Below are 20,377 nucleotides of genomic sequence, written 5' to 3' on the forward strand. Positions count from 1 at the left end.
AACTATGCAGCAAAACACGGCAACCCACCCGTTCAGATTATTTGTTATAGAAGACAACCGCACAGAAAGCATGTTGCTTCAGTTGGCATTGTCGGAAATCAAAAACCTGACCATCAAAACGTTCCCGACTGCTACACAAATGCTGGAACACCTGCCCGAACAACCCGATATTGTCTTAGTGGATTTAATTCTGCCCGATATGAGCGGCATAGAACTGATTAAGAAAATACAGGCATACAATCCCCATATTCGTATTGTGGTGGTTTCTGCACAACGCGATATAGACGTACTGGCAGAAGTGCAATCGTTGGGCGTATTCAACTATTTGGTCAAAAGCGAAATGTGCCTGACCTATCTGCATCAGGTAATTTCCGAACTCATCATATTGATGAATTATTATCGCTCCCAACAGGCCTGATATGAGTACTGAACACATTGAAGTAATCGTTATGGGCGGTTCTGCGGGCAGTATTCGTGCGGCAAGGAATATCTTCCAGTTTTTGGAAGTCCTTCCCGTGCCTATTCTGATGGCCTTGCATCGCCCCGCCAACGACCCCGATTCCAACTTGCGCCATGTATTGCAGAATGTCTGCAAGATGCCTATCATAGAGCCTAAAGCCACAACTCTGCCCCAGCCCGGGCATATTTATCTGGCACCGCCCGACCGGCATTTGGTTGTTGAAAAAAATCGCACCTTAGAACTTTCCAATAGCCCGTTGGTGCACTACTCTCGCCCTTCCATAGACGTGCTTTTTCTTTCCGCAGCCGATGTGTACGGCCGAAATGCCTTGGGAATTTTGCTGACGGGAGCCAATCATGACGGGGCTATGGGCATGAAGCTCCTCAAAGAAGCAGGTGGTACAACGGCCGTCCAAGACCCCGCCGACTGTATGATTGACACGATGCCTCGCGCTGCCATGGCGCTCACAACCATTGACCAAGTGTTGCCCGCCCAGCAACTTGCCGTGTGGCTCAATCAACATTTTTTACAATAAACCTTATTCCACCACTACCTTTTCTGTCTATGTTAATTTGGTTTTGGTAAAACCGATTACAAAAAATCTAATCAGCAATGATTCAAAAACAAACCCACTGCACCAACCGCTCGCAACCGCAGGTTTTCTAAAAAAACCGTTGAATCCTAATGGAATTACTAACTTTGCTCTTCAAATTTTTCAAAAGCGCAAATGGCAGCCGCAGAAACAAAGTACTTTATCCTCGATTTTGACAGTACATTTACCAAAGTAGAAGCCTTGGACGAATTGGCAGGCATAGCCCTCGATGGCTCACCCCTCCGCGAACAAATCGTCGAACAAATTGCAGACCTGACCAACCGCGGTATGGATGGCAGCATTTCCTTCCGCGAGTCGCTTGAAAAGCGCGTGGCTTTGCTCAATGCCAACCGCTCACATTTGGAGCGCCTCATCGCCTCACTTAAAGCCAAAGTTTCAGATTCGGTCAAGCGCAACCGAGCCTTTTTTGAAACCTATGCCGATACCATTCTGATTATTTCCAGCGGCTTTAAGGAGTTTATTGTACCTGTGGTTTCCGAATATGGCATCAAACCCGAAAATGTTTATGCCAACGAGTTTTTATTCGATGACAAAGGAAACATCATTGGTTTCCGCGATGATATTCCGCTGGCACATAACAACGGCAAAGTAACACAACTTGCCGAACTGAACTTGCAGGGTGAAGTCTATGTCATCGGCGACGGCTACACCGACTACGAAATGCGCAAAGCAGGCCTTGCCAATAGCTTCTATGCGTTTACGGAAAATGTAGTGCGCGAAAGCGTAACCGGCATTGCCGACCACGTTACGCCGAGTTTAGATGAGTTCCTGTACGTAAATAAGCTGCCGATGGCTATTTCCTACCCGAAAAGTCGCATCAATGTGCTTATTCTGGAAAATATCCACAGCGAAGCCACCCATATCTTCAAAGAAGAAGGCTACAATGTTGAAATTATCAACTCTGCGCTGGATGAAAACGAACTCTGCGAAAAAATTAAAGACATTTCCATCCTTTGCATCCGCTCCAAAACCAATGTAACGCGCAAAGTAATAGAACATGCCAATAAACTAATGGCAATTGGTGCATTCTGCATTGGCACTAACCAAATTGATTTGGAAGCCTGTCTTGAAAAAGGGATAGCGGTGTTCAACGCTCCTTACAGCAATACAAGGAGTGTTGTAGAGTTGGCCATCGGCGAAATTATTATGCTCATGCGCAACATGCCCGACAAGGTTGCAGGTATGCACCAAGGCAAGTGGGACAAATCGGCAACGGGCAGCTACGAAGTCCGCGGCAAAAAGTTGGGCATCATCGGCTATGGCAATATCGGCTCTCAACTGTCCGTAGTTGCCGAAGCGCTGGGTATGGATGTCTATTTCTACGACATTGTGGACAGGCTGGCCATCGGTAAAGCCCAAAAATGCCGCTCATTGCGGGAGTTACTCAATCTGGCAGATATTGTATCGCTCCATGTGGACGGGCGCAAGCAAAACCGCAACCTGATTGGTGCCGCCGAGTTTGCTGAAATGAAAGACGGTGTCATATTCATCAATTTGGCTCGCGGCGAAGTAGTAGATGTAGATGCACTGGTAAATGCCCTGCAAACAGGCAAAGTCCGAGGTGCGGCCGTAGATGTGTTCCCCAAAGAACCTAAGAACAACAAGGAAGAGTTTGTGTCTCCTCTGCGCGGCATGAAAAACGTACTGCTAACCCCTCACATAGGTGGTAGCACCATGGAAGCACAAATCAACATTGCCCAGTTTGTCCCCGGCAAACTGATAGAGTACATCAACACGGGCAATACTTTTATGAGTGTAAATTTTCCTAACATTCAACTGCCCGTACTGGAAAATGCACACCGCCTGATTCACATTCATAAAAACGTATCGGGTATTTTGGCGCAAATCAACAATGTGCTTGCCCGCCATCAGATTAATATTGTCGGACAATACCTGAAAACCAGTGAAAAAGTAGGTTACGTAATCACCGATATTGACAAAGCCTACAACAAGGAGGTGATTAAAGACCTCAAAGCCATTGAAAATACCATCAAGTTCAGGGTGTTGTACTAAGCTGTTTAGCAGTTCCTCAATCAAGGGTCAAATTGTTGATAGCCAATGATTTGACCCTTGATTGACTTGTAATTCCAAAAAATTTTGCGCAAACGCTCCCTCTGCGTGCATGGCGTTTAGGCCGACGACGCTCACAAAGAGTTTTAAGTACAAATTGGCTCAATTACATACTTGCCAACGCCCGACGGTCTGTTTTACCTGTTGAATTTTTTGGCAATTCATTGATAAATACAATTTGCTTCGGGATTTTGTAGCGCGCCAGCCGCCCTTGGCAGAAATCCAGCACTTCCTGTTCGGTAAGCATTGCGCCGTTTTGCGGTACGATGAATGCCTTACCGACTTCGCCCCATTTTTCATGCGGAATCGGGATGACCGCCACTTCGGCTATGCGCTCATGCTGCCGCAAAAAGTGCTCAATTTCAGCGGGATATACGTTTTCGCCACCCGAAATGAACATGTTTTTCTTGCGGTCCATCACAAAGAAATAGCCCTCTTCGTCGCATTTGAGCAGGTCGCCCGAGCAGAACCATTCGCCCTGAAAACTCTGTGTCGTTGCTTCGGGCTTTTGCCAATAGCCGGGCGTTACCGTCGGACCTTTGATAAGCAATTCACCGATTTCGCCCGTCGGCACTTCATTGCCTTCCTCATCTACCAGTTTCACTTCCACATAGAAATTGGGCTTGCCAATAGAACCTTTTTTGCGGATGGCATCGTCCTGATGCAGGGAAAACAGGTTGGGTCCCGCTTCGGTCATGCCAAACCCCTGCCGAATGGGGATGCCCTTGCGGTGATGCCATGTTTCAATTAAAGGGATGGGCATGGGTTCGCCGCCAACGATGAAATAACGAATCGCCGACAAATCCGCCTGCTCAAATTCGGGCGCATCCGCCATCATTTTGAGCATGGTAGGCACTGCCATAAAAATGGTACTTTTTTCAGATGCCAACACGCGCAGCACATCGGAAGCCTCAAACTTTTGCATCAGCGTAACCGATGCGCCATGATGCAGGAAGGGCGTAAGGAACACGTTCCAGCCCCCCGTATGGAACGGCGGCATACAAATAACCGTATGGTCTGCCGAGGTCAGGTCTAAGCGCAAGGCAGTGTTGATGCTGTTCCAAAATGCCATTTTATGGGTATACATCGCGCCCTTAGGGAAGCCCGTCGTGCCCGATGTATAGAGAATGAACAAAGGGCTGTCTTCCGTCGGCGGCGTAAAGTGCCACTTGCCAGCAACTATATCCTTAGACAGTATTTGCTGATAGTCTGTCAGCGTCAGGCGGTTATGAACGGCTTCATAATGAGGCTGTTGCTGCAAAAGCGGCAAATATTTTTCGGCACAAATCACCATTTGGGGCTGCGAATCGGACAGCAGATAGTCCAACTCACGCGGCGAGAGGCGATAGTTCAGCGGCACGAGGATTACGCCCGTTTTCTGCGCCGCACCGAACAAGACGACATATTCAACGCAAAAATCTAACAGCGCAGCCACGCGGTCGCCCGAGCGAATGCCCAACGAAGCCCACCAACGGGCAGTTTGTTCCGCCTGTTGATTCAATTGCCCGTAAGTCAGGCGTTGCCCTGTTTCGTAAGAGCTGACCGCCGTTTTATTGGGCTGATACATTGCCCATTTACCTATCCAATCGGTTGTCATAGGTCAAGGATTTTAAAGGTTTGAAAATACGGGGGCACATGCAGGGACAACGCATGCGTGTTGCACGTCGCTTGTCCCTACGCAATACGCGGTAATTTTACAACCTAAACGCCGCCGATGCGAACGACAACCCGCCGCCCGAACCTACGAAAAATACCAAATCGCCTTTTTTGACGATGCCTTTTTGTACTGCGTCGTCAAACACCATCGGGATGCACGCCGAGCCGGTGTAGCCGTAACGCTGCATGATGGTATGCGCCTTGTCTTTCGGCAGGTTGAGCCGCCCGAGCGTTTCCCAAATGCTGTTGATATTCAGTTGGGTAATGAAATATTGCTGCACGTCGGCAGGCTGTACGCCTATGCGCCCGCAGAGATGCCGAATCATCGCCGTCCATGTGTCGGGATTGATTTCTACGGGGAATTTTTTGACAAACTGCAACTGATGCGTTTTGGCTTGCAACACGGCTTCGGTTACGGGTTGGCGCGTGCCGCCTGCATAAATGCCCATCCAGTCGCAATACTGTCCCTGCGCAATCAGTTGCGAGGCTATGAAGCCTCTGTCGGTGTCAGCTTCTGCACCCAACACTACCGCACCCGCACCGTCGGCAAAGAGCGTAACGGTTTTTTTGTCGCGCTTGTTGAGGTGCTTGCTCATGGCATATGCACCTACGACCAATATTTTTTGGTACTGCTCATCGGCGCGGATGTATTTGGCGGCTACGTCCAGTGCGGTTACGAAGCCTGCGCAGGCACTGTTCAAATCAAACGCCCCCGAATTGACCGCCCCGAGTTGGTACTGCAATTTGGAAGCCGTAGAAGGCGAAATATATTCGGGCGTATCGGTTGCTACAATAATCAGGTTCAGTTCTTCGGGCGATACGTTGGCGGCTGCCAGTGCTTTTTGCGCCGCTTGCAGGCACAAATCGGACGTTGCCTCATCATCGCGACACCAGCGGCGTTCGTAGATATGAACGTTTTGTTCCAACCAAGTGGCTACGTCTTCGCCGAGCAATTCGTTGAAGTAACTGTTGGGCAATACCCAGTCGGGGGCATAGCTGCCCGAACCTAAAATAACGGCATTGTTCATGTTTTTTGAATTTAAATGTTTGGGGATTGTAGAGACGCGATTAATCGCGTCCCTACGTTATCAATCGCACCCGATGCGATTACAACGTCGCGCCGCCGTCCACGCTGATAACCGCCCCGTTGATATAGGCAGCCTCATCGGAAGCCAAAAAGGCATAGGCATTGGCGATGTCTTCGGGTTGCCCCATGCGCCCCAGCGGCACACGCGAGGTGATTTGGTCTAAAATTTCCCGCGGAATGGTTTTTACCATATCGGTAGCAATGAAGCCCGGCGCTACGGCGTTGCAGGTAACGCCCTTTCTGCCCAATTCTTTTGCCCACACTTTGGTCATCCCGATAACGCCCGATTTGGCTGCCACGTAGTTGGTTTGCCCGAAGTTGCCGTACAGCGCCACTACCGACGAGGTGTTGATAATCCGCCCGTAGTTTTGCGCCGTCATGTATTCGGAAACAATTTTGCCGCAATTGAATACGCCCGTCAGGTTTACGTCAATGACTTCTTGCCACTGCTGGGGTGTCATTTTTTTCAGCGAAGCATCGCGGGTAATGCCTGCGTTGTTAATCAGAATGTCAATGCGACCGAAGGCAGCATGTACTTCTTTGGCTGCGGCTTCTACGGCGGCATAGTCGGCGGTATTGACTTTGTAAAACGCCACTTTTGTGCCTTTGTCCGAAAGTTCGGCGGCAAGTGCCGCGCCTGCGGTTTCGTTCATGTCCCAAATGGCAATGGCTGCACCTTCTGCGGCAAATTTGTAGCAGGCAACTTTCCCGATGCCGGCAGCCCCGCCCGTAATCACGGCGACTTTTCCTTGTAATTTCATGTTTGGTTACGATGTTTGATGGATGGTTTTTTCAACCTGACAGGTTTCTAAAACCTGTCAGGTTTAGAAAAACGGTGAAAAACTTATTTCTTGCTGCCGATGGCAGGGATGTTCACTTTCAATTCCAAGCTGTACAGGCGACCAATAATCGGCGAAGCTACAAACTCATACACACGTGCGTTGAACAGGTTGGTAATTTGCCCCGAAAGCGTAACCACTTTGCCGAAGCGATAACCTGCCGATACGTCCACATTCACAAAACCGCCCAGCGGGCCGTAGTTAAAGGTACGACCGAATCGCGCATTTTCGCGAATACCCAATTCGGGGATGGTTTCAGAAGCTACGTTGATGCCTGAAAAGAAGTTGTAACGCTCTACCCAACGCGTAAAGATAGAACCGAACCATTTGCTGCTTGAATAATTCAGTGCTACGCTTGCTTTGTTGGCAGGGGTGTTAATCGGCAAGTCCAAATCCGTTACGCGACCGTCTTTGTTGCCGTCGTTGGCGGGGTCGTTTTTATCTAAGCTGTAACCGAACCAGCTATAGTTCAGTGCAGCACTCAATTGAGGGGTAAAGGCATAAGTAACGCCTAAGTCAGCGCCGTAGGTTTGAACGTTACCGAAGTTGAGATAGGTCAGTACCAGAGGTGCGCCCGTGGCAGGTGTGCCGGGTATTACCTGATTCATCGGTACGCCGCCGCGCTGCGTTACGGTGCGTCCGTTGGTGGCAATGTTCAGCGCAGGGCTGAGGAAGTCACGGGATGTGTTGTGATAAGCGTTTACGTCAATGAACAGATTTTTGCCGATGGTTCCTTTGTAACCCACTTCAAAAGTGCTGATTTTTTCAACCTTCAAGCCGGGGATTTGCGTACCGTCGCTGAGAGTGTAGCCGCTGCCGTTGCCCAGCAACAAACCGCCAAAGATATTGGCTTCCAAGTTCAAGATGGTAGGGGCTGAAATACCTTGTCCGTAGGTAATGCGGGCAGTACCGCTTTTAAAGGTTTTGGTAATTGCCGCTTTGGGGATGAAGTTAAAGCCGTACAAATCGTGATTGTCGGCGCGGGCTGCCACGGTCGCTTTGAAGCCGTTGCCCAGCGAACGGTCAATTTGTGCGTAGAAGCCTACTTGGTCAATCACGATTGCACCTTTGGCATCCAGCAGATAGGTGTTATAGCTCTGCGCAATATCGCGTTGGAACTGCGTACCTACGACTACGTCAAACCCTGCAAAGTTGTTGTTGTACTGCACCTCACCGTTCCAGCGGCGCGAATCGTCGCGGAAAAGTGCACCGCGATTCAAGGCTACGCCAATGGTAGGTGAAATACCGAACCATTGCTCATTCATCGCACGACGGCGGGCTTCTGCCTCAGGGAATCCTGCATCGCGGAACGAGATATAGTTTTGCGTGCGTTGGTTCATGGCATAGGTGTCATCAGTTTTAGAAATGGTGTGATACACCTGTGCAAACACACGCGGCGACACATAGCGCAAATGCAGGTAATGAATTTGCCAATCTTTGATTTGGTTGCGTCCCGCGTTAGTTACGCCGATGTTGTTGCTGTTGCTGCCGCCGTATGCCAAAATCAAATCTGAGTCGTCAGTGATAGAGTAGTATAAGGCTGCTTCACCGCGTAAACTGTTGAATCTTCTATCTAAATCCAGTTCGGGAATAGCAGTAAATCTTGCTGGAACAGCACCGCCCGTGAAGGTTGGGAAGGCAGTATTGTTGAAATAAACAGTGTCATTGTAAGCAAATTCTTCACCTTCGGTATATTCGGCTGATAGTTTGAAGGCAAATTTTTTGCTCAATACCTGTGCATGGCGCAAGCGGGCTGTCATTACACTTTGGTTGCCTACGCCCAGCGCAACGGTTGTACCTTGCGAGGTGCGCGGGTCTTTGCTGATGGTGTTCACCAAACCGTTGTGCGCGTTAGGGCCGTACAAAGCCGAAGAAGGGCCTAACACGATTTCCACGCGCTCTACGTCTTCTTTCACTACGGTACTAAGCGCGCCGAGCGGCAAGCCTGTTGCAATCAGCGTAGAAAGCCGACCGTCGTTCATTTGCAGGTTTTTGGGGTTAAATGCCGAGTTGAAACCGCGTACGTTGATACCCACACCCAAAACGCCCGAGCGCACATAGTCCACGCCTTTCTGACGCGCCAGCAGTTCGCCCACGTTGAACGAAGGCAGTTCGCTGATTTCTTTCGCACCGAAAGTAACGATGGTGGCAGGGGCTTCGGTGAGTTTTTCAGGGCGACGCGAAGCGGAAATAATCACTTCCTGACCTACCAGCGCGCCTTCTACCATGGCAACGTCCAAAGTAGTGGTCTGCCCTGCCGTAACGGTAACGGTATGGTCTTGGGTCTCATAACCGATGAACGAAATGCGCAATTTGTACGTGCCGGGCTTGATGCTGATGGAATACTTGCCCGTGGCATCGGTTGTGCTGCCCGTAATAGAGCCGACCACAATCACCGAAGCACCGATGAGCGGTTCGTTGTTTGTCGTAACAGTGCCCGTAATGGTACCGTTTTGTGCCCATGCCTGCACCGCACCGAGCAGCAGGGCAACCGCGAGTAGAAAAGTTTTCATCATTTTCATGTTTTTACTTGATTTTCAAAGGTTTGTATAAATTGATTTTCTGTTATTTCGCTGAATCTACTGTTAGGGATTGCCCTGTTAGCAGTCGGCAGACCCTAACAGCGGTTTATTGCGGTTTATTCAAAAACTGCCGAATTTCTGCCGCTACTGCCTGCGGTTTTTCAAAGGTCAGCAAATGCCCCGCTTCGGGAATCATCACCAAGCGGGCATCGGGCAGTGCCTTTGTGCCTTCTTCGGCTACTTGTTGCGTGGTTAAGTCCTTGTGCATCAATCGGTTGGGAATCAGCATATCGTTCGCCCCGAACAGCACCAGCGTTTTTTGGCGGATATTGGGCAGTTGCTCTCTGACGGGATGGTCTAACATGCCCTTTACACCATTGGCAACCGTTTGGCAATATGCCTCAAAGCCATAGCTGTTGCGCATCGCCAACCGTTCCTGAATCAGTTGCTCTGCCTGTGGCGGCATTTGAAAGAAGTTGGCTTCAAAGCTCTTGCGGATTTCTTCCTCACCCTGCTTGGCGAAAAAATCGGCAGTGGCAAAGGACTTCATCGCATAGCCTTCCGTTGCGCTGAATGTTTCAAAACCTGCGGGGGCAGCCAGCACCAACGCCGCTATTTTATCGGGTGCTTTCAGTGCGGCAACCATTGCAATTTGCCCGCCCATGCTGTGCCCTGCCAGCACAACGGTTTTGAGCTGCAAAGCATTGATGAGGTGCAACACCGCATCGGCGTAAAAATCCATGAAGTCATCGGCTTTGAATTCGGCACGCGACGACTTGCCGTAGCCGGGCAAATCAACCGCAATACATCGCACCGAACCTTTCAGCGAGTCGGCAACGGCTTCCCAATGTTTCAGGTAGCCGCCCAGCCCGTGGATGAATACAATTGCCGTATCGCCTGCGCCTTCGTCGGTATAAGCCATTTTATAGCCTTTCGGATATTCGGTTTCTTTCACGGCGAAGGCATACTGCGGCGCAAAAGGCGGACGCTTGTCGTTGGCGCTGTCCCAAGCAAGTTCCGCACTGCCACCGCAGGCGGCGAACAGGACAAACAGCAAGAAAAACGGGATGAGTTTCATATGGGTTGTCGGTTTGTTTTTTGGGTTTTTTTAGAATGCTGATAACAGCGGATGACGCGGATTTACACCGATTTTTTTTCGTGTACGGACAGGGCATGCCCTGTCCCTGCCCAATACAACACCCCCGCCACCGCCACCGCCGACAGAATCGCCAGCGCGGCGGCAATGCCCGGGTTGCGCACGGGTGCTTCCATGTAGGGGGTAAGCCTGCCGTAATACACCGCAAAATGCACCACCGTAGCCGTTACCGCACCTGCCACAGGCACACGCAGCGGAACGTTTTTAACGAATGTGCCGAACAAAACGGGTACAAAAGCCGCCGAGAAATACGCATACACGCCGTTTTGTGCAAAAATGCCTACGCTCAAATCGGGTGCAACCAACTGCTGCCACGATACCAGCACCGCCAGCACGCCCAGCACCACAATCACCAAGCGGTTCAACAAAATAGCGGGAATCAACCCTTGCGGATTTTGCTCATCGCGGATGAGCCACTTGCCCGCCAACGGTTTGAGCAAATCGCTGCTGATGGATGTAGAAAGCGACTGAATCAAGCCTTCCAGCGTGGACAGCCCTGCGGAAATCAGCCCCAACACCACAATCAGCCCCACATACACGGGAAATTCGCTCACCACGTAGGCGGAAAGTATGCCGTCCAGAGGTACAGCCTGACCGTTAATGGTCAAATCGGGGAAGCGCAGGCGAGCATATAAGCCCGCAAATACCACGAAGAAAAACAAGATTTCCACCAGCACGCCCGTTAGCAAATAGCGATTCACGTCTTTATCGTTTTTGAGCAACAGCGAGCGCGTAATGATGTGCGGCTGACAAACAATTGCCACCCCTACCACCAATTGGCAAAATGCCACCTCAAACCAATCGCGGAACAGGTAAGATTGCGGGTTTAGCGGCGCGGTGAGCAGCGGGTCAATTGCCGCGAGCTTGTCCATGAAGCCCTTCACGCCTGCCGAAAAATGCTCATAGCCCGAAGTAAGCAATATAACGGCAACTGCTATCATCAGCAGCGCCTGAATCATGTTCGTATAAACCATGGAATTAGCCCCGCCAAACATCATGTAACCGAAAATAAAAACCACGATGCCAATCAGCACGGGCAGTTCGGGCAGGTTCAGCGTTTGCGAAATGACCTTGGTCAGCCCCACACAAATCAGCACAATAAAGGTGAGCAGCAACAGCGACAGCACGGCAAAAAACATGGCAAAAGCAGGGCTGCCGTAGCGCGTGCCAATCCATTGCGCCATGGTGAGTGCCTTTACGCTCATGCCCACCTTGCGAAAACCTTTGGTGAGAACAACCAGCGAAACCAGCGCCCCCAGCGGCAACATCACCGCCATAGAAAGTACGCCGCTGATGCCGTAAAAAGCCACAAAACCCGGATTGATGATGAATGTGGCGGCAGAGGTCATAGAGGCAGCCAGCGAAAGCCCCACCGCTACGGGCGAAAACAACACGCTGCCCACCGCATAGTCGGAAAGGTTGGTGATTTTACGTGCGCCGCGCACAACAAAAAACAGAATCAGCAAGGCATACGCCGCTATACTGACCCAACCGGCAATCACTAATTGTTCGGAAGCAAGTTCAGTCATTTCATTTTCAGATTTACCGACGGTGTCTGAGGCATTTTGGAACACGAATTTCACCGTGTATCATGTAGGGACAGGGTGCGCCCTTGCCAATCAACATCGTACGATACCGAAAATAGAAAAACGAAAAATACCGTGCTTTTAAAACTTGCCAACGGCAGCTTGGGGCAGGCGAACGGCGGCAATTTTTGGGGTGAATGAATGGGCAGTGAGCTAAATTTGCACATGCAGGAACAGGAAGAACGCAGCGAACTAATGGAAACCATCCGCAACCTGCCCCCCGCACCGGGGGTCTATCGCTACTACAACGCGGCGGATGAGTTGATTTACGTAGGCAAGGCAAAAAACCTGAAAAACAGGGTGAGCAGCTATTTTGTCAAATCTAACGACAAAAGCCGCAAAACCCGACAATTGGTGAGAGAAATTCGCCGCATGGAATATACCGTCGTCAATTCAGAATTTGACGCGCTGCTGTTGGAAAATAATCTCATCAAACAACACCAGCCGCGCTACAACATCCTGCTGCGCGACGACAAAACTTATCCCTACCTCTGCATTACCAACGAGCCGTTCCCCCGCCTGATTCCGACGCGGAAGCGCATAGAAGGGCGCGGTACTTACTTTGGCCCTTACGCCAGCGTAAAGGCAATGAAAACCGTTTTGGAGTTGGTGCGCCGCCTCTATACCATTCGCACCTGCAAATATGCCCTTACGCCCGAAAACATCGCCCGCAAAAAGTTTAAAGTTTGCTTGGAATACCACATCAAAAACTGCAAAGGACCTTGCGAAGGGCTGCAAACCGCCGCCGATTACGATGCCGATATGGCGCAGGTTTTCAACATTCTGAAAGGCAAGTTGGGCGTTGTGCGCAACTATTTCCGCGAGCAAATGATGGAAGCCGCAGGCAGGTTGGCATTTGAAGAGGCGCAGGTTTTCAAGGAAAAGCTGGAAGCGCTGGAAAAATTCCAAAGCAAGTCGCTGGTGGTCAATCCCGATATTTCCGATTTGGACGTGGTTACCATTACGACCGACGAAAAATACGCCTACCTCAACTATTTGCACATTGAACACGGCTGCATTATCCAGACCAAAACCGTGCATCTGAAAAAGAAGTTGGACGAAAGCGAAACGGACATTCTCTCATCCATGATTGTAGAGTTTCGGCAGCAGTTCCGTTCCGAAGCGCCCCGCGTGATTACCAACGTTGCGCCCGATATTGATTTTGAAGGCTTTGAGGTGATGGTGCCCAAAATAGGCGACCTGAAAAAGTTGGTGGAATTGAGCTACAAAAACGCCATGTTCTACCGCAAGGAAAAAATGCAGCGCGACAGCGAACAAAAAGAGCAAAGCAAGCGCGTACTTGACCGCCTCAAAGCCGATTTGAACCTGCCCAACGTGCCGATGCACATTGAGTGTTTTGACAATTCCAACTTGCAGGGAACAAACCCCGTGGCGGCGATGGTGTGTTTCAAAGGCGGCAAACCTTCCAAAAAAGACTATCGGCATTTCAACATCAAAACCGTAGAAGGTCCGAACGACTTTGCCTCTATGTACGAAATCGTAACGCGCCGCTACCGCCGCCTGCTGGACGACCACAAAACCCTGCCCGACCTGATCGTGATTGACGGCGGCAAAGGGCAGTTGAGTGCCGCCTGCCAAGCTCTGAAAGACTTGGGCATCTACGGACTTGTCCCCATTGTGGGCATCGCCAAGCGTTTGGAAGAAATTTTTTACCCCGAAGATGAGTTGCCGCTGCTGATTAACAAAAAATCGGAAGGGCTGATGCTCTTGCAACGCATCCGCGACGAGGCGCACCGCTTCGCCATTACCTTCCACCGCGACCAGCGCAGCCGCAAAAGCATTGTGAGCCAATTGGAAAATATCCCCGGCATCGGCAAGCAAACCGCCGAAAAACTGCTTGCCAAGTACCATTCGGTAAAAAAAATTGCCACCGTGCCTTTTGAAGAACTTGCCGGGCTTATCGGCAAAGACAAAGCGGCAACGGTTTTGAAGCACTTGAACAGTTGAGGCAGCAAAGTTGAAATTTTTGGCAAAATTTGTGTATTCAGCGTTCTAAAACAGCAGATAATGACACCCGAACAGGCGGAGTTGTGGCAAAAGCTCAAATATTTTGAGATGGACGATGTAAAATCGGCCTTGCCGTTTTCTGCGCGACTGGCACGCGACAACGGCTGGACACTTGATTTTGCCCTTCGCGCAGTGGACGAATACAAGAAATTTCTGTTGTTGGCAGCCACGCTGCCACATCCGGTAACGCCCTCCGATGAAGTAGACCAAGTTTGGCATTTGCACCTGCTCTATACACGCAGCTACTGGGACGAGCTTTGCGGGCAAATTCTCCGAAAACCTCTGCATCACGGCCCTACACGCGGCGGCAATGCCGAGCGCAACAAGTTCAACGATTGGTACAACTACACGCTGACAAGCTACCAAACAACATTCGGCCATGCTCCGCCCAAAGATATTTGGCCGCCTGCCGAAATTCGTTTTCGTTTCATTAACTTTATGAGAGTCAATGCCGATACGCATTTTATCATCCCTAAAAAGCATTGGTGGTTGCTCCTCAAAAACCAATTGAAACGATTATGGCTGCCGCGCTCGTAAATTTCAAAATGCTGCCCTCGCTAACGCCTGCGGAATCGCTCGTATTGCTGCACGGTAAAGAAGCAGACTTCAAGCGAATGCTCAAACTGACACTGATGGACTTGCTGCTGAAAAAAGTGCTTGCCATCAAGCCCGCACCTGCCACAGGACATGATGAAGCACCGACGGCAAATCTGTACGTACAGCGAGGCGAGCACTATGCCGACTATCGCCCGTTTGCACATGAGGAGATTTACACCGGTCATTTTTCGCGCGAACCCAATCGGGAAATTTTATTAGCCAACTTGATTAAGTTAGCGCGTGGAAAGGCAGCAAACCCTGCTTATTTGCGGCAACAGGTGATGAAAACTCCGCAACTGCTTACGGCTTTTGAACGCGGGTTTTGGGCAAGGCTGACGGATAAGGTCAAATATACCGAAGAAGGAGCACTGAAACGAACCTATGCCGCCACGGAATTACAGGAACTGACCCATATGTTGCCTGACCTCTATCATACGGACAAGGCGACAGCAAAAAAACTGCTGCAACTGCTGCACGGCAACTTATTCCTTACCGAGGCTATTGACCACCATTTGCTCGTGCTGTTAGATGATGAGTTAAGCCGTTTGTTTGAGCGCGAAAGAACATCGGACAACAACGACTTACTTTACATGACCGATGGTTTTGACTTTGACTTTGACAGTTCTTTTGATGATGGCTTTGGCGGCAGCTCCGACGGGGACTCCTATGGCGGCAGTTCTGATGATGGCGGCTCCGACGGCGGAGGCGACTCCGGCTGTGGGGGTGGTTGCAGCGGCTGCGGCGGCGGGGATTAAATACGGCATAAAATCTTGGAAAAGTTCCAATTTGATTCACGGTTGCGCACGAATCCATTGCCAATCTAACCATTTTATACAGACAATACAGCAGAGACAGGTCATACACTGCCCTCTACTATCCTACTCCTGCAAGTCGGTTTTGTCTAAATATTCAGACCCTCCAATTGGCATGGCCGAAAACGCGCACCTGCATTTTTTTGTCGGTCGTTTTGCAATAAAAAAGCCACCCGAAAACGGGCGGCCTTTTAAATTCCATTGTTCGGAGCAGGATTACTCGGTTTTGCTTACTACGCCACCTTTCATGCTGTCCACTTCTACGGTGTATTTATCGGCAGAACCACGCACAATCCAGCGCACTTTAACGGCATAATTACCGCCGCCAAAGCCACCAAAACCACCGCCACCGCCGCCTGTGCCGGTCAGTGTGCCGGGGATATTGGGCACTTCAATGGTTTGCGGGTTGAACTTCTGTTCGCGAGTCAGGTTGAGGTCTGCATCGTCCACAATCATGCCGCTGATAACCTGCGCATTTTTCAACGTGATATAATCGGGACGCTCAATTTTGTAGCGCACATCATGCGAAGAGTGCGTAGGCATGGCACGGGTGTTAATAATGGTAGCCGTAACCTCTGTTAAACCTCCGGGCAGTTTCTTAGATTTAATTTCGGCAATCTCAATTTTGGGCATGTGGTAGGCGTGCAACAGCGTGAAGGCCATGTTGCGGTGGCCTTCTTCTTCCAACATAAAGCCCGGCGTATTGCGGACGTTGTTTTTCTTGCTGCCACCGATTTCAATATCGCCGTATTGCGGGTGCTTGTAAGGCTTCCATTTTACATACGCATCGCCAAAGAGCAGGTATTTATCAAACTCATTGAACTCGTCGTTTTGGAAACGGCCTTCCGTAGACCTTTTGTTGAACAGGCGGTAAGAAGTGTTGATTTCGTTGGAGAAAGTAAAGATACCTCTTGCCAGCGCCAGCCAATCAATCTCACCACCGTAAACGGTGTACAAATCTTTCCAGAGCACGTAGTAGTTATAGCCCGGAATCATTTTTTCGCCCTGCTTGCCAATCAGGTCATAAACGGCAATGTCGGATTGTGTGTAAAACCCTTGGTCTTCCTCAGCACCGGGGCCGCGCAGGAACATACCGCCAAAGTTGTGGTAGCTCTGTGCGCCTGCAATATTGCGATGGTTGTAGATGAAGTTTTTCACATTGCGGGTTTCAACCAGCGTGCCGGGGTAGTAGAATGCACCGTTTTGCACATAGTCCGGTTGCCAGCCCCAGCCCCAGTCGCGGTTAGGGTCGTAAGTACCGGGCAGGTCTTCGTTTACGCGACCGTCGCCGTCATTGTCAATGCCTTCAATGCCCAACATCTCATACTCGCCCGGCTCGTCGGCTTTTGCGGGAATCATGCGGGCGGGATAGTTCGGGTCTTCTTTCCAGCGGCCTGTAGGCGACTTGCGGCGCATCATGGTAATTTCGCCGTCGCCGTCTAAGTCGTCGTAACCGTCTTCATCAACGTAGCCGTCGCCGTCGTCGTCTAAGGCAACCAAACCTGAACGGGATGAGTTGGCAGTGTTGGGTTTAAACAAAAACTGCTCTCTCGAATCGGGGCTGAGCGTAGGCAGGATGTAGAAAATGCGGTCTTGCAGCATTTCGGTGATGAACTCCACTTTGCCGAAGCTCTCAGCCAGATACCATGCAGTGTACATGGCAAACTGTGTACCCTGCAACTCGTTGGCGTGGATGCCGCCATCAATCCAGAATCCCGGTTTGCGGTCGGCGTTGCCTTTTTTGTAGTCGGTGATGGCCAGCACAATCATGTCGCGGCCTTGTGTGGACTTCCCGATGTTCTCAATCTTTACCAGATTGGGGTAAGCCTTCACCAATTCCTGCGAAAGTTTCATGATGCCGGCATAGTCCATGTAGTAGTTCCATGCCCATTTTACTTTCGGGTTAGCGGGCGTACCCAACGCGCGCATCCCTGTCAGGTCGGGGTCGGTTTGTGAAAAGGCAGCCATCTGTACGCCAATACACAAAAGGGCTGCGGAAAATATTTTCTTCAACATTGGTTTCTTTTTAATTTGTCAAACGGTGTGAATGATTTAAACCCTGCATTGGTTATTTGAGCGTTACTTCGGTGGAAGCTACGCCTGCCGTAGGGCATCCTGCCTGAATGGTCAGTTTGCCTGTTCCTGAAATCAGCCAAGTGTATTCTTCTGCTTCACCGGCAGCCAGCGCATTGCGGAGAATAATTTTACGGCCTGAAACAATGCTTTGACCATTGCCTAAGAACAGTTCTGTTTTTACCTTCTTCACCCAGCGCACACGGTCGCCCATATCGGCATAGGTAGGCAGCAAACCTTTGTTTACCACTTGCAGCGTAATGCGGTTCAGGCCGTTGCCCAACGATTCGGTTCTGACGTTTACAATCTGAACATCAGGCATTTGCATACCTAATCCTGCAATAAACTTCAAGTGCTTTTCGGCTGTTTCGTTTAGGTAATTTACAGGAGGGTTCAATTTTGCATAAGGTGCAATACCACCCACTTCGGCTTTTTTATCAGGGAAATCAGGATGTTTGATTTCTTTCCACTCTACGAACACATCCGTGAGTTTCTCGCGGTCTGCCCATTTGAGGAAGCGCACGTCGTCATTATCTGCGCCGGCTGCCGCAGCACCTGCACCGCCACCGCCCATGCGCCCGCCGCCGGCAGGAGCTGTTGTGGCTGCACCTGCGCCCGCATCAGCTTTTTTGGTAGTGTCTTTGGCTGCTTCTACTTTGGGAGCCCACCAACCGGGTGTGGTAAAACTGAAACGACCTGCGTGGAAATAAGCAGTTTGCGAAAAGTTGCCCTTGGTTTGCGGCATGGCAGGCGCATCTTTCAAACCTAACGAATTGTAGAGTTTGGAAACCTGCTCCATGGCCGAAGCATCTTTTTGCGTAGGGCCTGTAACAATGCGGCGTGCTACTTTAGACTGGTCAAACTTAGGCGCTTCGCTCAGGTTGTTGTTCGGGCCGAAGGTCAGCACCGCGAAAATATTCGGAGAACCGTACAGGAAATCGGAAATGGCACGCACCTCAGGCTCGGAAGCCGCATAATCGCCCGAACCATCTACGAAAATCGGGTAGTCAAAGGTGAAGTTTTTGTCTATATGAACGCCACCCGCACCGTCTTCGTTGAATTTGCCGTCTTTGTCGTTGTCGGTTCCTTCGGTGATGAGGATGTACTTACCGCTTTCGCCTTTGGCAGGGTCAGCTTTTACCAGCACGCGCGGGTCATCTTTGGACACAATGAATGTGCCTGTCGGGTCTTCCACACGCACCATGGTAATCAGTCCGTCGCCGTTGAGGTCTTCAAAAGGGTCTTCGTTCAGGCGGCCATCGCGATCGTTGTCATAATCCAGTCCGTTTTCGCTGCGCGCATAGCGGGGCTTGGCAGCCCACTGCTCTTGTGCGTCAGGGTTAGCGGAAGGGATGATGTAGATAGCTTTTGTTTCCAATAATTTGGCAATGGAATCTTTGCCGGCATTGGCCAGCATTTTTTCTGCCATCTGAATGGCCGTTTCCGTTCCGGCAAGGTGTGCGCCCTCCAAACCTGCCACTATGAGCAGTGCCGGTTTTTTGGCAGCATCGCCTTTGCTGAGCGTAAGTAACCAGATGTCGCGTTGTCCGCGGCTTTTTCCGATAGACTTCACGGAAGCCAGCGAACCGTTGGCTGAAGCTAATGTTCTCAGCCTTGAACTGCGTTGTTCATGGCTTTGATACGATGTTTGGGCTTGTGCATGGCCTGTCAATGCAAGGCAGGTGAGCCCCATCCAAAGCAAGTGTTTGTGTTTCATGCAATTAATTAAGTTCTATGAAGCGCCGTAATTTAGCCCAAAAATCAAAATATGTTTCCTAAATTTTCGCATGGAACAAACAACTGCAACCACTCGCTGGATTGTCAGCCCGCACTATGATTTGACCTTCTTCATAGGCTCCTGTATATTTACATGGGCTTTTTTCGGTTTGTACCTTACAGCCGACCAAATCGGTTGGGTGTTGCAAGGCGACAATATCCTGATTACTTATTTTGTGTTTACTGCTTTTTTTGACCACCCCCACATCTTCCAGATGTTTGCACGCACCCACTTAGATACGCAGGAGTTTAACCGTCGTCGCTTTTTGTACACATGGGGGCTGGGGCTGTTCATCGCCGCGGGCTTTCTGATTACTGCGCTGGGTTGGGAAAGCGAACTGATTGTTTTTGCCTCCATTTTCGGTACTTGGCATATTATCCGACAGCACTACGGCTTCATTCGCGCCTACAAAAGCCTGAACAACGACACGGAAGAAATTGATGACTGGCTGGATTACGGCCTGTTTTACAGCGGCACTTTTGCCTGTTTTTTTAATGACTACACCGACATCAAAGGGCCAATTGTGATTTACCGCGAACTCACAGCCCGCTTTTTCAACCTTCCTTATGAGATTACCGAAATTACTTGGGGGCTGTTTTTGGGTTTTTTGGTGCTGTTTGTCGGCAGGCAGGCATGGAAACTGATACAGGGCAAGCCGCTGAATCTGCCCAAACTGCTGCTACTTGCCGCCGCCCTGACAACGCACTATTTTGTGTTTTTTGCTACTGCTACGCCTTTTCTGGTAGCCGAAGCCTTGGAAACGGCCTTTCACGACGTACAATATCACGGCTGGATGATGCACTACGAAAAGCGCCGCTTCCCCAATATCCGCAACATTGTGTTTAAAATGTTGGGCGTAGGCTTGCTTTACGGCCTTGTGGTAGGCGTGATTGAAATTTACGGCCTGCTGCGCGTGGAATGGGCAATGTGGGTTTTCGTGCCTTTTACGATGATTGTGCTGTACCATTACTATGTGGATGGCCTCATCTGGAAATTCGGCAAAGACCCCGAACTGCGCAGACTGATGTTTAGCAAGGGGTGATAATATTTCCGTTTTAGGGGATGGTGCGTGGCCGTTTTCCGTATCATCCATATCCATAG

General features: G+C 50.3%; 15 protein-coding genes. 7 read left to right on the plus strand and 8 right to left on the minus strand.

The features are described 5' to 3' along the window. Positions 1-4: 4 nt before the first annotated feature. The 3 genes from NDK19_RS12745 to serA all read left to right on the plus strand — a co-directional run bounded on the left by NDK19_RS12745 (position 5) and on the right by serA (position 3,086). Positions 5-418: a response regulator gene (locus NDK19_RS12745; protein ID WP_250632278.1), complete on the plus strand. Its 414-nt coding sequence runs from the start codon at positions 5-7 to the stop codon at positions 416-418. A 1-nt stretch (position 419) separates the two neighbouring features. Beyond that, positions 420-995, plus strand: coding sequence for a chemotaxis protein CheB (locus NDK19_RS12750; protein WP_250632279.1), 576 nt, complete (start codon positions 420-422; stop codon positions 993-995). Between the two features lie 192 nt (positions 996-1,187). After that, positions 1,188-3,086, plus strand: coding sequence for a phosphoglycerate dehydrogenase (serA, locus tag NDK19_RS12755; RefSeq protein ID WP_250632280.1), 1,899 nt, complete (start codon positions 1,188-1,190; stop codon positions 3,084-3,086). Between the two features lie 163 nt (positions 3,087-3,249). Here serA and NDK19_RS12760 read toward each other — a convergent pair whose 3' ends face one another. The 6 genes from NDK19_RS12760 to NDK19_RS12785 all read right to left on the minus strand — a co-directional run bounded on the left by NDK19_RS12760 (position 3,250) and on the right by NDK19_RS12785 (position 11,986). Beyond that, positions 3,250-4,740, minus strand: coding sequence for a class I adenylate-forming enzyme family protein (locus tag NDK19_RS12760; protein WP_250632281.1), 1,491 nt, complete (start codon positions 4,738-4,740; stop codon positions 3,250-3,252). Positions 4,741-4,837: 97 nt separating this feature from the next. Further along, a complete protein-coding gene (locus NDK19_RS12765; protein ID WP_250632282.1) occupies positions 4,838-5,827 on the minus strand; it encodes a 3-oxoacyl-ACP synthase III family protein in 990 nt (329 codons plus the stop codon). 79 nt (positions 5,828-5,906) lie between these two features. Next, positions 5,907-6,647 carry a 3-oxoacyl-ACP reductase FabG gene (gene fabG / locus NDK19_RS12770; RefSeq protein WP_250632283.1) on the minus strand — a complete coding sequence of 247 codons (741 nt, stop codon included), beginning with the start codon at positions 6,645-6,647 and terminating at the stop codon, positions 5,907-5,909. A gap of 83 nt (positions 6,648-6,730) precedes the next feature. Beyond that, positions 6,731-9,247, minus strand: a complete 2,517-nt coding sequence (locus NDK19_RS12775) for a TonB-dependent receptor (RefSeq protein WP_250632284.1) — start codon at positions 9,245-9,247, stop codon at positions 6,731-6,733. A gap of 106 nt (positions 9,248-9,353) precedes the next feature. Further along, positions 9,354-10,325 carry an alpha/beta fold hydrolase gene (locus NDK19_RS12780; protein WP_250632285.1) on the minus strand — a complete coding sequence of 324 codons (972 nt, stop codon included), beginning with the start codon at positions 10,323-10,325 and terminating at the stop codon, positions 9,354-9,356. Between the two features lie 62 nt (positions 10,326-10,387). After that, positions 10,388-11,986 (minus strand): sodium/pantothenate symporter, encoded by a 1,599-nt coding sequence (locus NDK19_RS12785; protein WP_317207171.1) that lies wholly within the window; start codon positions 11,984-11,986, stop codon positions 10,388-10,390. A gap of 168 nt (positions 11,987-12,154) precedes the next feature. Between NDK19_RS12785 and uvrC the strand changes: the two genes are divergently transcribed. The 3 genes from uvrC to NDK19_RS12800 are packed head-to-tail and all read left to right on the plus strand — an operon-like array spanning position 12,155 to position 15,369. After that, positions 12,155-13,957 carry an excinuclease ABC subunit UvrC gene (gene uvrC, locus NDK19_RS12790; RefSeq protein WP_250632334.1) on the plus strand — a complete coding sequence of 601 codons (1,803 nt, stop codon included), beginning with the start codon at positions 12,155-12,157 and terminating at the stop codon, positions 13,955-13,957. Between the two features lie 60 nt (positions 13,958-14,017). Further along, complete coding sequence (locus NDK19_RS12795; protein ID WP_250632286.1) at positions 14,018-14,554, plus strand: glycine-rich domain-containing protein; 537 nt, start codon at positions 14,018-14,020, stop codon at positions 14,552-14,554. After that, positions 14,536-15,369, plus strand: a complete 834-nt coding sequence (locus NDK19_RS12800; RefSeq protein ID WP_250632287.1) for a hypothetical protein — start codon at positions 14,536-14,538, stop codon at positions 15,367-15,369. Before NDK19_RS12795 ends, NDK19_RS12800 begins: the two co-directional genes overlap by 19 nt. Positions 15,370-15,642: 273 nt before the next feature. On the opposite strand, the gene NDK19_RS12805 is transcribed toward NDK19_RS12800, so the two are convergent. Together NDK19_RS12805 and NDK19_RS12810 are read right to left on the minus strand one after the other, a co-directional pair. After that, positions 15,643-17,442, minus strand: a complete 1,800-nt coding sequence (locus NDK19_RS12805; RefSeq protein WP_250632288.1) for a M14 family metallopeptidase — start codon at positions 17,440-17,442, stop codon at positions 15,643-15,645. A 52-nt stretch (positions 17,443-17,494) separates the two neighbouring features. Continuing rightward, complete coding sequence (locus NDK19_RS12810; RefSeq protein ID WP_250632289.1) at positions 17,495-19,216, minus strand: M14 family metallopeptidase; 1,722 nt, start codon at positions 19,214-19,216, stop codon at positions 17,495-17,497. A gap of 70 nt (positions 19,217-19,286) precedes the next feature. Between NDK19_RS12810 and NDK19_RS12815 the strand changes: the two genes are divergently transcribed. Beyond that, positions 19,287-20,318, plus strand: coding sequence for a hypothetical protein (locus tag NDK19_RS12815; RefSeq protein WP_250632290.1), 1,032 nt, complete (start codon positions 19,287-19,289; stop codon positions 20,316-20,318). Positions 20,319-20,377 lie beyond the last annotated feature (59 nt).

This window comes from Rhodoflexus caldus (genome assembly GCF_021206925.1).
Classification (GTDB): Bacteria; Bacteroidota; Bacteroidia; order Cytophagales; family Thermoflexibacteraceae; genus Rhodoflexus; species Rhodoflexus caldus.

Bases quoted from the DNA above. Each gene is read 5' to 3' on its own strand.
- NDK19_RS12745 (WP_250632278.1), top strand. From the start codon at position 5: ATGCAGCAAAACACGGCAACCCACCCGTTCAGATTATTTGTTATAGAA.
- NDK19_RS12750 (WP_250632279.1), top strand. From the start codon at position 420: ATGAGTACTGAACACATTGAAGTAATCGTTATGGGCGGTTCTGCGGGC.
- serA (WP_250632280.1), top strand. From the start codon at position 1,188: ATGGCAGCCGCAGAAACAAAGTACTTTATCCTCGATTTTGACAGTACA.
- NDK19_RS12760 (WP_250632281.1), bottom strand. From the start codon at position 4,740: ATGACAACCGATTGGATAGGTAAATGGGCAATGTATCAGCCCAATAAA.
- NDK19_RS12765 (WP_250632282.1), bottom strand. From the start codon at position 5,827: ATGAACAATGCCGTTATTTTAGGTTCGGGCAGCTATGCCCCCGACTGG.
- fabG (WP_250632283.1), bottom strand. From the start codon at position 6,647: ATGAAATTACAAGGAAAAGTCGCCGTGATTACGGGCGGGGCTGCCGGC.
- NDK19_RS12775 (WP_250632284.1), bottom strand. From the start codon at position 9,247: ATGAAAATGATGAAAACTTTTCTACTCGCGGTTGCCCTGCTGCTCGGT.
- NDK19_RS12780 (WP_250632285.1), bottom strand. From the start codon at position 10,325: ATGAAACTCATCCCGTTTTTCTTGCTGTTTGTCCTGTTCGCCGCCTGC.
- uvrC (WP_250632334.1), top strand. From the start codon at position 12,155: ATGCAGGAACAGGAAGAACGCAGCGAACTAATGGAAACCATCCGCAAC.
- NDK19_RS12795 (WP_250632286.1), top strand. From the start codon at position 14,018: ATGACACCCGAACAGGCGGAGTTGTGGCAAAAGCTCAAATATTTTGAG.
- NDK19_RS12800 (WP_250632287.1), top strand. From the start codon at position 14,536: ATGGCTGCCGCGCTCGTAAATTTCAAAATGCTGCCCTCGCTAACGCCT.
- NDK19_RS12805 (WP_250632288.1), bottom strand. From the start codon at position 17,442: ATGTTGAAGAAAATATTTTCCGCAGCCCTTTTGTGTATTGGCGTACAG.
- NDK19_RS12810 (WP_250632289.1), bottom strand. From the start codon at position 19,216: ATGAAACACAAACACTTGCTTTGGATGGGGCTCACCTGCCTTGCATTG.
- NDK19_RS12815 (WP_250632290.1), top strand. From the start codon at position 19,287: ATGGAACAAACAACTGCAACCACTCGCTGGATTGTCAGCCCGCACTAT.